Raw genomic sequence first — 12,537 nt, forward strand, 5'->3', positions numbered from 1 at the left:
CGCGTTAACAACCCCACAGCGGAAGGATCGCACGCCGGTAGACTCGAGGGATGCCGGCACTTGATCTCACCGCGACCTCTGCCGACCTCACCCGCACCATCTGCGACATCCCGAGCGTCTCGGGCGACGAGAAGGTGCTGGCCGATCTGATCCACGAGGCCGTCTCGGCGCTCCCGCATCTTGACGTGTTCCGCGATGGCGACACCATCGTCGCGCGCACGTCCCAGGGGCGGGCGCAGCGTGTCGCGATCGCCGGGCACATCGACACCGTGCCGATCAACGCGAACGTGCCGACGCGCGATCTCGACCTCGAGGGCGAGCAGTACATCTGGGGACGTGGCACCGTCGACATGAAGGCGGGGGTCGCGGTACAGCTCAAGCTGGCCGCCGAACTCGTGGCCCCCCGCGTGGACATCACCTGGATGTGGTACGACCACGAAGAGGTCGACGCCGACCTGAACGGCCTCACGCGGCTCGCCCGCACACGCCCCGATCTGTTCCAGGCGGACTTCGCGATTCTCGGCGAGCCGTCCAACGGCGAGGTAGAGGGCGGTTGCAACGGCAACCTGCGCGCGATCGTGCGCACCCACGGCGTCCGGTCCCACAGCGCCCGCGCCTGGATCGGCGAGAACGCCATCCACAAGGCGGCGCCTGTTCTCACACGTCTCGCCGAGTACCGCCCGCGCGACATCGCCGTCGAGGGCCTCGTCTATCGCGAGGGGCTCAACGCCGTGCGCATCGGCGGCGGCGTGGCGGGCAACGTGATCCCCGACCTCTGCGAGATCGAGGTCAATTATCGCTTCGCGCCGAGTCGCGACGCCGCCGAGGCGGAGCAGCACGTGCGCGACGTCTTCTCGGGCTTCGACGTCGACGTCGTCGACCTCGCCGTCGGCGCCCGCCCCGGTCTCGATGCCCCGCTGGCGCAGGAGTTCGTCGCCGCCGTCGGCGCCGAGCCGCGGCCGAAGTACGGCTGGACCGATGTCGCCCGCTTCAGCGCGCTCGGAGTGCCCGCCGTCAACTACGGGCCTGGCGATCCTCACCTCGCCCACCACGACGAGGAACGAGTGCCGATCGCGCAGATCGAAGCAGTGGAGCGTGGTCTGCGCGCGTGGCTGACCAGCAGCTGATTACCCCCGTTCGGGAGAGGGCGGGCGCCGGGGCGGTGGCGCTGCGCATTGCGGTGATCTACCTCGTCGCTCGTGTCGTCACGACCGCGTTCCTTCTTCTCGCGGCGAACCTGTCAGGCTTCGAATCCCGTTTCGGCCCCGAGCCGGGCCTGGGGGATCTCGTCCTCGGCTGGGACTCCCGCTGGTACTGGATCGTGGCCGAGGTCGGCTATCCATCGGAACTGCCGCTCACGGACGCGGGCGCCGTCGCTGAGAACGCGTGGGCCTTCATGCCCGTGTACGCATTCCTGGCGAAGTTCGTGGGGATGCCGTTCGGGCAGTGGGTCGTCGGGGCGTTCCTCGTGTCGCTGGTCGCGGGGTACGCGGCATCCGTCGTCCTCTTCCACCTTCTGCGTGCGAAGATCGACGACACCGCGGCGATGTGGGCGGTCGTCTTCTTCGCGTCGGGTCCGCTGGCGGCGCTCTTCCAGGTCGGCTACGCCGAGACGCTCAATCTGCTGTGGCTGTTCCTCGCGCTGTGGTGCGTCGTGCGCAGGCGGTACGTGTGGCTGTACGTGCTCATCCCGCTGATGGGTTACACGCGGCCCGGAGTGCTGGCGTTCGCGCTCTTCCTGGCACTGTTCGGTATCTGGCGGTGGTTCTCGCGACGGCGCGAAGAGCTGCGCGTGCCGGAGATCGTGCACATCGTGGTCCTCGGACTGCTGGCAGTCGCCGTCGGGTTCTCGTGGCAGCTCCTCGCCGGCTGGGTCACGGGTGACAGCGGCGCGTACCTCGCGACCGAGCTGGCGTGGCGGCGCAACTGGATTCCCGGCGAGGCGGAGTTCTTCCCGCTCGAGGGGTTCCTCAGCGCGAGCACCTTCTGGTTCGGCGCCGTGTGGGGCCTGCCGGCCGAACTGGGCTACATCGTGCTCGCGGCATCCGTCGCCGGCGTCGCCGCCGCACTCCTCTTCGTGCCGCCGGTCAAGCGGCTCGGGATGGAGATCCGGCTGTGGAGCGCGAGCTACCTCGTCTACCTTCTTCTCGTGTTCTTCCCGCAGTCGAGCATCTTCCGCCTCCTCGTGCCGCTGTCCCCGCTGTGGGGCGCCTTCGCCGTTCCGCGCTCCACGGCGTGGCGGGTGGGCGTGCTGGGCGCCTGCCTGCTGGGGCAGTGGTGGTGGATCTACAACATGTACGGGCTGGGGAATGCGATCTGGCAGATCCCGTGACGTGACCGTTTGAGACTGGGTGTCCCCAAGTGTCGCCCAGGCGTCCCAGCCTCACGATAAACTTGTGGGTGCAGACCATCGATGTAAAGGAGCCGCAATGGCAGCCATGAAGCCGAGAACCGGAGACGGGCCGATGGAGGCCGTGAAGGAGGGTCGCCTGATCATCGTGCGCGTGCCGCTCGAGGGTGGCGGTCGTCTCGTCGTCTCCGTCAACGACGCTGAGGCCAAGGAGCTCTACGACGTCCTGGGCGGCGTCGTCAGCCCCGCCTGATCGAATTCCGCAGAACGGCCGGTCCTCGGACCGGCCGTTCTCGCGTTCACGGGCGACGCGTTCAGTCGGAGGGGACGGTCGTGAGCTGCAGGAGACCCTCGCCCACGATCGAGAGGGCGCCGATCACCGCCGGCGACGCCTGCGTCTCCTGGATGAGTGAGCGGTAGGCCGTCGTCACGGGGTCGCGGCGCACCGGATCGGCCACCGCGCCGCCGGCCATCACCCGCGGCACGAGCACGGTTCCGCCGGCGCGGACGAGTCGCAGACCATGCTCGACGTACTCGATGACACCGTCCGGGTCGGCGTCGACGAGGACGATGTCATAGGACGCCTCGTTCATGCGCGGCAGCACGTCAGCCGCCCGGCCGGTGATGAAGCGTGCGCGGGCGGGCGGGATCTTCGCCTCGGCGAACGCCTGCCGTGCGGCGCCGAGGTGCTCCGGCTCCTTGTCGATGGTCGTGAGCGTGGCGCGCGGGGATCCGCGCAGGAGCCAGAGACCGGAAACGCCGGCGCCGGTTCCGATCTCGACGATGTTGAGGGCCTGGGATGCCGCGGCGATGAGCGCGCATTGCGCGCCGACCGGCGGGCTGACCGGCGCCGCACCGAGCTCGAGCGCGTGCGCGCGCGCCCTCGCGATGTGCTCCGGCTCGACGGTCGCCTCGGCGGCGAACCGCTGATTGGCGTTCTGCTCTCCCACGGGATCCTCCGCGGGAAAGCCTACGGGGCGAGTGTGCGCTCATCGGTCAGGCGCGGCGGTAACCTGATCTCATGTTCTTCGGCCTCACGATCGAGAAACTGCTGTTGATCGGGTTGGTCGCGGCGCTCATCGTCGGCCCCGAGCGCCTCCCGCGATACGCCGAGTCCCTCGGCAGCTTCACCCGCCGTGCCCGTGACTGGATCTCGTCGGCGCGCACGCGCGTGCGGGACGAGATGGGCGAGGACTTCGACGACGTCGACTGGCGGACTCTCGATCCGCGGCAGTACGACCCGCGCCGGATCATCCGCGAGGCCCTCCTCGACGACGCGCCGGTGCCCACGGTGCGGGCCGCGCAGGCGGGAGCGGCCGTCGCGTCGACCGGAACCCCGCCGCCGCCCCCCGTGCGTTCGCCGTTCCGCGGCCCCGAGGACGGCCCGACGCCGTTCGACTCCGAGGCCACCTGAGCCCGGGCGAGGGATCAGCCGAGTCGCAGGGGCAGCGAGCGCCCCGCAAGGCCGCGCGGTTCCGCCGCGATGGCAGCGGCAACGCTCGAGATCGCCTTCGAGGCGGGATCGTCGGGGTGCGACAGCACGGCCGGGGTACCGGCATCCGCGGCGCTTCGCAGTGTCGGGCTCAGCGGAACCGAGGCCAGCAGCGGCACCCGCGCCCCCTCGACGCTCAGCGCGTCGGCGACCGCCTGCCCGCCACCGGAGCCGAACAGGTCGAGGGACGTGCCGTCGGGCAGCGTCATCGCCGCCATGTTCTCGACCACGCCTATGACGCGCTGGCCGGTCTGTCGCGCGACGAGGCCGCTGCGCACCGCGACGTCGGACGCTGCTGTCTGCGGCGTCGTGACGACGAGCACGTCCGCGTTCGGCAGGAGCTGGCCGACCGAGATCGCGACGTCGCCCGTCCCGGGCGGCATGTCCAGCAGCAGCACGTCCAGATCGCCGAAGTACACATCGGTGAGGAACTGCTGGACGGTGCGGTGGAGCATGGGCCCGCGCCAGGCGACGGCTCCGAGAGGTCCTTCGCCGTGGCCACGGCGAAGGAACATCCCGATCGAGATGACCTTCACGCCGTGCGCCACCGGCGGCAGCATGAGGTCGTCGATCCGCGTCGGCTGCGGCGGCGATCCGTCCGCGCCGACGAGCCCGAGCTGACCCGGGATCGAGAAGCCGTGCACGTCGGCGTCGACGAGCCCGACCGCGAACCCGCGCGCCGCCAGCGAGGCGGCGAGGTTCGCTGTGACCGTCGACTTCCCGACGCCTCCTTTGCCGCTCGTGACGGCGATCACTCGCGTCAGCGTGCCGGGTCCGAACGGCATCTCGCGAGTGCGTCCGCCGCGCAGCCGCTCGGTGAGGGACTGCCGCTCCTGCGGAGACATGACGCCCACATCCACGGCCACGTCCGTCACTCCCGGGACGGATGCCGCGGCCGCCCGCACATCGGACGTGATGCGGTCCGCCGCCGGACAGCCGACGATCGTGAGGACGATCCCCACGTCGGCGCGCCCGCCCGCGACGGCGATCTGCCGCACCATGTCCAGTTCGCCGATCGGGCGCCGCAGCTCGGGGTCGAGCACGGCGCCGACCGCCCGGCGGACGTCGTCCGCAGTCGGCGACGTCATTTCGCGGTGCCGTCCTCGGTGTCGCCGCGGAGCTCGAGCTTGTCAAGCAGCGTGCGCAGCTCGGCCCGCAGCACCTCGCGTGTGACGACCTCGTCGGAGAAGTCGGTGACGGCCATGCGAAGCGCGACGACCTCACGGGCGAGGTACTCGGTGTCGGCGAGGTTGCGCTCGGCGCGCTGGCGGTCCTGCTCGATCTGCACGCGGTCGCGGTCGTCCTGACGGTTCTGCGCGAGCAGGATGAGCGGGGCGGCGTACGACGCCTGCAGCGACAGGATCAGCGTGAGCAGCGTGTAGTTGTACTCGCGCGGATCGAACTGCAGATCCCGTGGCGCGAAGGTGTTCCAGGCCAGCCACAGCACGACGAAGACCGTCATGCCGATGAGGAAGCCCGAAGTGCCCATGCCTCGCGCGAACGCCTCGGAGAACCTCCCGAAGCGGTCGCGGGACGGCTGAGGCGTGCGCTGCAGCATGCCCGAGCGACCCCGCGGTGCGTCCAGCGCCACCTGGCGCGTCTGCCGGCGGGCCATCAGGCGCGCCTCGGGATCGTCGAGGTCGACGTCGACACCGCGAGCGCGGGCTTCGCCTCGCCGTGCGAGCGCCAGTCGTCGGGCAGCAGGTAGTCGAGCACGTCGTCGATGCTCACGGCGCCGACGAGGCGGTGGGCCTGATCGATCACCGGTACGGACACGAGGTTGTAGCTCGCGAGCAGGCGCGCGACCTCGGCGGCCGAGGCGGAGGCGGGCATCGGGTCGAGGGTGTCGTCGATGATGGCGCCCAGCCGCTCATGCGGCGGGTACCGCAGCATCCGCTGGAAGTGGACCGTCCCCAGCAGCCGCCCGGTCGGCGTCTCGTAGGGAGGCAGCGTGACGAACACCGCGGCGGCCAGCGCGGGGTGCAGCTCGTGCCGGCGGATGAGCGCCAGAGCCTCGGCGACGGTCGCGTCGGCGGAGAGGACGATGGGCTCGCTGGTCATGAGACCGCCCGCCGTGTCGGGGCCGTATTGCAGGAGCGCCCGGACGTCCTCGGCCTCTTCGGGCTCCATGAGGTCCAGCAGCTCCTCGGAGCGCTCTTCGGGAAGCTGCCCGAGGAGGTCGGCGGCGTCGTCCGGCTCCATCGCGTCGAGGATGTCGGCGGCGCGCTCGTCGCCGAGCGCCTCGAGGATGTGGACCTGCTCCTCTTCGGGCATCTCTTCGAGCGCATCCGCGAGGCGATCGTCGGGGAGCTCCTCGGCGACCTCGATCAGACGATCCTCGGGAAGGTCGAGCAGCGTGTTCGCGAGGTCGGCCGGCTTGAGGTCGGAGTACGTCGCCACCAGCTGCTCGGCGGACTGCGCCTCACCCGGGTTCTGCTGCTCGCGCACGTCCTGCCAGGCCGCGAACGTCGTGGGGCCCTTCGCGAAGGGCGAGCCGCTGGTGCGCGGCCGCCGCAGGAACAGCTGGCCGATGTCCCATTCGCCGAGGCGGTTGCGCTCGATCGCGACGTCCTCGATGACGGCGGTTCCCGTGCCGTCGTTCAGGTACACCTTTCGGCCGAGCAGCTCGGCCATGACGCGCACCTCGCCGCCGCGCTGCTGGAAGCGCCGCACGTTGATGAGGCCCGTCGTGATGACCTGGCCCGTCGCGATGGACGTCACACGCCCGATCGAGACGAACACGTGTCGACGACCGGGGATCTCGACCACGAGACCGATCACGCGCGGCGGATCGTCTTTGCGATAGATGACGACGACGTCCCGGACCTTGCCGAGCCGGTCGCCCGCGGGGTCGAAGACGGAGCACCCGGACAGGCGCGCCACGAATACCCTCTGCGTGCTCACGCGTTCCAGCGTAGCCCGGACCCCGTGGGAGGATGGGGAGATGAGCATGATCGGAGGCAGGTTCCCGCAAGGATCCGACGAGGTCGGTCAGACGGTCGCGAGCTTCCCGACGTACGACGCCGCGCAGAAGGCCGTCTCCTCGCTCATCGCCGCCGAGGTGCCGGCCCGCGACATCGCGATCGTGGGTCAGGGACTCCGCTCGATCGAGCGCGTGACGGGGCGACTCGGCTACGCATCGGCCGCCCGCTCGGGCGCCATCAACGGCGTGCTGCTCGGCCTGCTGTTCTCGGCCATCCTCGTGATCGGATCGCCCTCGGTGCCGATCCAGGCCTTCGTCGGGGTGCTGTTCGTCGGCATCGCGATCGGCATGCTGCTCAGCATCATCACCTACTCGCTCGTGCGGCGTCGCCGCGACTACGCCTCGGTCATGCAGGTGGTCGCCGACCACTACGAGGTGACGGTCGCCGCCTCGAGCATCCAGCGCGCGCGACAGGTGCTCGGGCCGCACGCTCCGGCCGAGCAGCCGGCGCCGCCGCCCGCCGCCCCTCGCGACGACCCGGCCGAGCCGCCGAAGTACGGCGAGCGGGTCGTCCCGCCCGGCGACGACGCCGCGGACCTCTCCGCCGACCCGGCCCCTGCATCGGATCCGGCGGTCGCACCGGAGCCCGCGGCCGTCGACGACGGGCCGTCGCCGGACGAGGAAGCCGACGGATCTGCCGCCGGCTCGCACGCCCCCGCGAGCCGCGACGGCGGCGCCGAGCGCCGATGAGCACGCCGGAGGCCGATCTGCGCGTCGCGGTCGAGCTTCCCCAGGCCACCGTCGAGGTCTCGGCCGCCCTCGGCATCCCGGCGGATGCGTGGGCGCTGCTGGCCGTCGCCCACGGCGCGGGCGCCGGCTACCGGCATCCGTTCCTCTCGGGATTCGTCGAGGCGCTCCACGAGAGCGGCGTCGCGACGCTGAGATTCAACTTCCCGTACATCGAGGCGGGGCGACGGATGCCGGGGCCTGCCGCGCATTCGATCGCGACGTGGGCGGCGATCGAGGCGCACGCAGCGGCGGCGGCGCCGGCCCTGCCGTTCTTGGCGTCGGGCAAGTCGTACGGAGGACGCATGGGCTCGATGGCCGCCGCCGAGGGCCGCATCGCGCCACGCGGGCTGGTGTACCTCGGCTACCCGCTCCACCCGCCGGGCGACCCCGAGAAGGCGCGGACCGCGCACCTGCCCGACGTCGTCCCGCCGCAGCTGTTCGTGGAGGGCTCGAACGATCCGTTCATCCAGCCCGTCGAGCAGCTCGAGGCCGCCGTCGCGTCGTGTCAGGACGCCGAGATCCTCTGGGTGGACGGCGGCGGGCATTCATTCGAGATCAAGGGACGCAAGCGACCGGCCGACGAGATCGGGGCGGAGCTCGCGCCGCTGGTGGCACAGTGGATGCGCCGGCGGGCGTGATCCCCGGCGCTCAGCGACCCGCCGCGTAGCCCTGCATTCCGCGCGGATTCGCGGCCGCCCACAGCACGCCGGTGGAGGCATCCTGTCCCACGGCCGACACCCTGCCCAGCGCCCAGTCGCCCGCACGCGTCACGGCATGCCCGCGCCGCTCGAGTCCGGCGATGACATCCTCGCCGAGGCGCGCCTCGACCACCGCTCCGGCCGGTGTCCACGTGCGCGGCCAGAAGGATTCGGGCATGGCGGTCGTGTGAAGGGCCGGGGCGTCGATCGCCTCCTGCGGCGAGTAGCCGCCGACGATCATCCGCAGCAGGACGAGCAGCTGCCACTGATCCTGCTGGTCGCCGCCTGGTGAGCCGAGGGCGAACTCGGGCGCGCCTCCGCTGAGCACGAGCGTGGGCGTGAGGGTCGTGCGCGGGCGCGTACCGGGAACGAGCGAGGACGGATGCCCCGGCTCGAGCCATGTCATCTGCAGCCGCGTGCCGAGGCAGAAGCCGAGCGAAGGGACGGTCGGCGACGACTGGAGCCAACCACCGGACGGCGTCGCCGAGACGATGTTGCCCCACCGATCGACGACGTCGAGGTGGCAGGTGTCGCCGCGCGTCTCGCCGTTGCGGGCGACGGTGGGTTCTCCGCTGGACACGGAGGCCGTGCCGTGGCTGGTGCGCAGTGGAGGGCGGAAGGTCGTGCGCCCGGGCAGGTCGCCGGGTCGGAACTCGGCCGAGGCGCCGCCGCCGATGAGCTCCCGCCTCGCCGCCAGGTAGTCGGGAGCGAGAAGGGCGTCGAGGTCGACCTCGGTGTCGCCGAACCATGCGTCACGGTCGGCGAGGGCGAGCTTCTGCGCTTCGAGGATGGTGTGCGCCCCGGCCTCCTGCGACGGATCGAGGAGGTCGTCGTCGAAGGGCTCCAGCAGCGCGAGCGTCTGCAGCAGCGCCGGGCCCTGGGTCCATGCTCCGGCCTTCGCGATGGTGCGACCGCGGAATTCGCGTGTGACCGCGGCCTCGTAGCCCGCGTCGAACCCGGCGAAGTCGTCGACGGTGAGGACACCGCGATGCTCTCCGCCGGTCGAGTGCCGGTGCGGCTGCGACAGGAACGCCGTGGACTCGTGGGCGACCCGCCCGGTCTTCCACTCGTGGCGGGCGGCGTCGATCCGAGCGGCACGACCGATCGGTCCGTCATCGCGCACGGTGCACGACGCATGCACGAGGTCGTCGAGAACCTGGGCGTAGGCCGGATTGCGCGCCACGTCGCCGGCTGACGGCGGCACGCCCCCGGGCATCCAGAGGTCGCGGGAACTCGTCCAGTCCTGCGCGAACAGCTCGGCCACGCGTGCGATCGTGGCGGCGGCCTGCGCGACGAGCGGATGCCCGTCGCGGGCGTAGCCGATGGCGTAGGCCAGCACATCGCCGAGCTCCCACGTCCCGTGGTCGCGCAGGAGCAGCAGCCACGCGTCGACGGCGCCCGGCACAGCGGCGGCGAGTGCGCCGGACCCCGGCACGAGATCGAGGCCTTCACCGCGGAAGTGGTCGATCGTCGCCCCGGCAGGGGCAGGCCCCTGCCCCATGAGGACCGTCGGGGAGGCCGAATCCGCCGTCTGGAAGATCCCGACCAGGTCGCCGCCCGGCCCGTTCAGGTGCGGTTCGACGACGTGCAGGACGAAGGCCGCCGCCGTCGCCGCGTCGAACGCGTTGCCCCCGCGCTCGAGCACCGACTGTGCGGTCGCGGTCGCCAGCCAGTGCGTCGACGCAGACATGCCGAACGTGCCCGACAGCGTCGGGCGCGTCGTGAACGAGGACGGCGGGGTGTAGGTCACGCTCGGGCGGAGAGCCGTGCGATCCAGGCCTCGACCTCGTCGGCGGTGCGGGGGATGCCCGCGGACAGGTTCACGGGTCCATCGGCCGTCATGACGATGTCGTCCTCGATGCGCACGCCGATGCCGCGGTACTCCTCCGGGACGGTGAGGTCGTCGATCTGGAAGTACAGGCCGGGCTCGATCGTGAAGACCATGCCCGGCTCGAGGAGGCCGTCGTAGTACATATCGCGACGAGCCTGCGCGCAGTCGTGCACGTCGATGCCGAGGTGGTGGCTCGTGCCGTGGACCATGTAACGGCGGTGGTGGCCGCCCCTGTCGGCGTCGAGCGCCTCCTCGGCGGTGACCGGGAGCAGACCCCACTCGGCGACGCGCGTGGCGATGACGCGCATGGCGGCCTCGTGGACCGAGCGGAACTTCACGCCGGGCTGGGCCGCGGCGAACGCGGCGTCGGCCGCCTCGCGCACGGTCTCGTAGATGCGTCGCTGGATGTCGGTGAACGTGCCGCTCACCGGCAGGGTGCGCGTGATGTCGGCCGTGTAGAGGCTGTCGACCTCGGCCCCGGCGTCGATGAGGATCAGGTCGCCGGGGACGACGGCGCCGTCGTTGCGGGTCCAGTGCAGGTAGCACGCGTGGGGGCCGGAGGCGGCGATGGTGTCGTAGCCGATGGCGTTGCCGTCGCTGCGCGCCCGCTGGTGGAACACGCCCTCGACGATCCTCTCGCCGCGCGGGTGCGCGATGATCGTCGGGAGGTTCGCGACGATGTCGTCGAACCCGCGCGCGGTGACGTCGACCGCCAACTGCATCTGGGCGAGCTCGTACTCGTCCTTGACGAGGCGGAGCTCGGACACGAAGCGGGTCAGGTCGTCGTCCTCATCGAGAACGAGCTCGCCGTCGCGCGCCTCGAACTCGTCGATGTGCGCGGTCGCGAGGCCCAGGTCGGCGGCGACGCCCGCGAGGGCGGGCCGCGGGCCGATCCAGAACTCGCCGATCGAGGCATCCGAATAGAACTCCGCGGTCGTGCGGTCGGCCCGCTCGCGGAAGTACAGCGTCACGTCGTGGCCCGCCGCACCCTCACGCGGCTCGAACAGGAGCACCGAGCCGGGCTCGGCGTCGGAGGCCCAGCCGGTCAGGTGCGAGAAGGCGGAGTGCGCGCGGAAGGGGTAGTCGGTGTCGTTGCTGCGCTGCTTGAGGTCACCGGCCGGGATCACCAGGCGCTTGCCGGGGAAGGCGGCTGACACGGCCTCACGGCGGGCAGCGGTGTAGGCGGCCTGATCGCGGGCCGGGGGAGCCGTCTCCGGACGCTCGGCCCAGCCCTCGGAGATCGTGTCGAGGAAGCCCTGGCCATAGGGCTGACGTCGGTTCGTGCTCGTCGAGGCGGGGGTCTCGGCGTCGGTCTGCGCGATCGTGTCGCTGTCGCCTGTGGTGCTCATGCCCTCCAGTCTGTCACGCGAGGGCGACACGACCGAGGGGTCAGTCCACAGGCTCCAGCTGCACGATGAGCGGCCGGTGGTCGGAGCCCGAGTCGTCCATCGACCGCAGCACGAGCGAGCCGGTCGCCCTCCAGTGCGTCGACGTCATGACGTGGTCGATCGGGGCGCCGAGCATCGACGGCATCCCCGCCGACCATGTGCCGATCGCCCCGTTCCCGGTGGCGATCGCGGCATCGTCGCACAGTCCCAGCGTGCGCCCGTCGACCCCGAGGCCGCTCATGTGGTCGACCGTCGCGTTGAAGTCGCCCGCCATGATGACGTTCGCTTCCCCGCACTGGTCCGCCAGCCACTGCAGGTCGTCACGCCATTCCTGCATGTAGCTCGGGCGCGGGGCGACTGCGTGGGCGGCGACGACGATCGGTCCTTCGCCGCTGGTGGGCATGGCGACCGCGCTCGGCACCGTCGAGGTGTTGCTCGTGCCGTCGATCGACGACTCGATCACGGCGTAGTCGCCGAGGTCGGGCGAGATCAGCAGCGTCGTCGAGCCCGCGTCCCACTCGGTCGACGGGTCTTCGGCGTGGTGGGCCCACATGCGGTGGCCGAGCTCGCGCATCGCGATGGCGACCTGCTCGCCGGTCTCGATCGTGGTCTCGGGCAGCGCGACGATGTCGGCGTCCATCGCGACCGCGATCTTGGCGATCGTGTCGGGTGGGGTCGCCGGGCCGGCGGTGTTCCACGTCATGATGCGGACCGCGGCGTCCGTCTTGGCGGGAAGGGAATCGGTGCCCATGCCTCCGCGGGAGACCACGATCGCCCCGTTTGCCACGGCCGCCACGCCGGCGACGACCGCCAGTGACAGTGCGAGGGCGCGGATCGGGCGCACGACGGCGAGGAGGAGGGCGATCACGGCGGCGACGGCGAACGCGAGCACCAGGATGCCGCGGAAGGACACCATCTGGGCGACGGGATAGAAGCGCTCCACGCGGAAGAAGCCCGGCCAGGTCAGGACGGCCGCCGTGATCGCGCAGAGCACGGTCACGAGGATCCCGAACAGGCGAAGCACGACGGCGACTCTATGCGAGCAGGCTGGGAGATCGGTCAGCGC

At 71.3% G+C, this 12,537-nt stretch carries 13 protein-coding genes; 6 read left to right on the plus strand and 7 right to left on the minus strand.

The window, feature by feature from the left end:
* The first annotated feature begins 50 nt into the window (after positions 1 to 50).
* The 3 genes from dapE (at position 51) to OB08_RS14760 (ending at position 2,603) form a co-directional block, all read left to right on the plus strand.
* A complete protein-coding gene (gene dapE, locus OB08_RS14750) occupies positions 51 to 1,127 on the plus strand; it encodes a succinyl-diaminopimelate desuccinylase (protein ID WP_461476014.1) in 1,077 nt (358 codons plus the stop codon).
* Entirely contained in the window at positions 1,109 to 2,332 is a 1,224-nt protein-coding gene (locus OB08_RS14755; protein ID WP_461476015.1) for a hypothetical protein, read from the plus strand. Before dapE ends, OB08_RS14755 begins: the two co-directional genes overlap by 19 nt.
* Positions 2,333 to 2,429: 97 nt before the next feature.
* Positions 2,430 to 2,603, plus strand: a complete 174-nt coding sequence (locus tag OB08_RS14760; RefSeq protein ID WP_127474371.1) for a DUF3117 domain-containing protein — start codon at positions 2,430 to 2,432, stop codon at positions 2,601 to 2,603.
* Between the two features lie 61 nt (positions 2,604 to 2,664).
* Here the strand turns inward: OB08_RS14760 and OB08_RS14765 are convergent, their stop codons facing one another.
* Positions 2,665 to 3,300 (minus strand): O-methyltransferase, encoded by a 636-nt coding sequence (locus tag OB08_RS14765; RefSeq protein ID WP_461476017.1) that lies wholly within the window; start codon positions 3,298 to 3,300, stop codon positions 2,665 to 2,667.
* A 71-nt stretch (positions 3,301 to 3,371) separates the two neighbouring features.
* On the opposite strand from OB08_RS14765, the gene OB08_RS14770 reads away from it, so the two are divergent.
* Complete coding sequence (locus OB08_RS14770; RefSeq protein WP_461476019.1) at positions 3,372 to 3,764, plus strand: twin-arginine translocase TatA/TatE family subunit; 393 nt, start codon at positions 3,372 to 3,374, stop codon at positions 3,762 to 3,764.
* 14 nt (positions 3,765 to 3,778) lie between these two features.
* On the opposite strand, the gene OB08_RS14775 is transcribed toward OB08_RS14770, so the two are convergent.
* From OB08_RS14775 to OB08_RS14785, 3 genes are read right to left on the minus strand one after another with little or no spacing between them, the layout of a single operon-like run.
* Complete coding sequence (locus OB08_RS14775) at positions 3,779 to 4,930, minus strand: Mrp/NBP35 family ATP-binding protein (RefSeq protein WP_461476021.1); 1,152 nt, start codon at positions 4,928 to 4,930, stop codon at positions 3,779 to 3,781.
* Entirely contained in the window at positions 4,927 to 5,457 is a 531-nt protein-coding gene (locus tag OB08_RS14780) for a DUF1003 domain-containing protein (RefSeq protein ID WP_461476023.1), read from the minus strand. Before OB08_RS14780 ends, OB08_RS14775 begins: the two co-directional genes overlap by 4 nt.
* The gene (locus OB08_RS14785) at positions 5,457 to 6,746 is read right to left on the minus strand and encodes a magnesium transporter MgtE N-terminal domain-containing protein (protein WP_461476025.1); all 1,290 of its coding nucleotides are present in this window, start codon (positions 6,744 to 6,746) and stop codon (positions 5,457 to 5,459) included. Before OB08_RS14785 ends, OB08_RS14780 begins: the two co-directional genes overlap by 1 nt.
* A gap of 40 nt (positions 6,747 to 6,786) precedes the next feature.
* Here OB08_RS14785 and OB08_RS14790 point away from each other — a divergent pair, with 40 nt between their 5' ends.
* A complete protein-coding gene (locus tag OB08_RS14790; protein ID WP_461476027.1) occupies positions 6,787 to 7,515 on the plus strand; it encodes a YflT domain-containing protein in 729 nt (242 codons plus the stop codon).
* Entirely contained in the window at positions 7,512 to 8,192 is a 681-nt protein-coding gene (locus OB08_RS14795) for an alpha/beta hydrolase family protein (RefSeq protein WP_461476028.1), read from the plus strand. Before OB08_RS14790 ends, OB08_RS14795 begins: the two co-directional genes overlap by 4 nt.
* A 10-nt stretch (positions 8,193 to 8,202) precedes the next feature.
* On the opposite strand, the gene OB08_RS14800 is transcribed toward OB08_RS14795, so the two are convergent.
* Genes OB08_RS14800 through OB08_RS14810 form a run of 3 tightly spaced genes read right to left on the minus strand, consistent with a single transcriptional unit; the run spans position 8,203 to position 12,495 of the window.
* Entirely contained in the window at positions 8,203 to 10,002 is a 1,800-nt protein-coding gene (locus OB08_RS14800; RefSeq protein WP_461476030.1) for a gamma-glutamyltransferase family protein, read from the minus strand.
* Positions 9,999 to 11,432 (minus strand): aminopeptidase P family protein, encoded by a 1,434-nt coding sequence (locus OB08_RS14805; protein WP_461476032.1) that lies wholly within the window; start codon positions 11,430 to 11,432, stop codon positions 9,999 to 10,001. The genes OB08_RS14800 and OB08_RS14805 overlap by 4 nt, the downstream gene beginning before the upstream one ends.
* Positions 11,433 to 11,472: 40 nt before the next feature.
* Complete coding sequence (locus OB08_RS14810; RefSeq protein ID WP_461476034.1) at positions 11,473 to 12,495, minus strand: endonuclease/exonuclease/phosphatase family protein; 1,023 nt, start codon at positions 12,493 to 12,495, stop codon at positions 11,473 to 11,475.
* Positions 12,496 to 12,537 lie beyond the last annotated feature (42 nt).

This window comes from Microbacterium sp. HJ5 (assembly GCF_054824025.1).

Bases quoted from the DNA above. Each gene is read 5' to 3' on its own strand.
- OB08_RS14770 (WP_461476019.1), top strand. From the start codon at position 3,372: ATGTTCTTCGGCCTCACGATCGAGAAACTGCTGTTGATCGGGTTGGTC.
- OB08_RS14805 (WP_461476032.1), bottom strand. From the start codon at position 11,432: ATGAGCACCACAGGCGACAGCGACACGATCGCGCAGACCGACGCCGAG.
- OB08_RS14790 (WP_461476027.1), top strand. From the start codon at position 6,787: ATGAGCATGATCGGAGGCAGGTTCCCGCAAGGATCCGACGAGGTCGGT.
- dapE (WP_461476014.1), top strand. From the start codon at position 51: ATGCCGGCACTTGATCTCACCGCGACCTCTGCCGACCTCACCCGCACC.
- OB08_RS14780 (WP_461476023.1), bottom strand. From the start codon at position 5,457: ATGGCCCGCCGGCAGACGCGCCAGGTGGCGCTGGACGCACCGCGGGGT.
- OB08_RS14760 (WP_127474371.1), top strand. From the start codon at position 2,430: ATGGCAGCCATGAAGCCGAGAACCGGAGACGGGCCGATGGAGGCCGTG.
- OB08_RS14795 (WP_461476028.1), top strand. From the start codon at position 7,512: ATGAGCACGCCGGAGGCCGATCTGCGCGTCGCGGTCGAGCTTCCCCAG.
- OB08_RS14775 (WP_461476021.1), bottom strand. From the start codon at position 4,930: ATGACGTCGCCGACTGCGGACGACGTCCGCCGGGCGGTCGGCGCCGTG.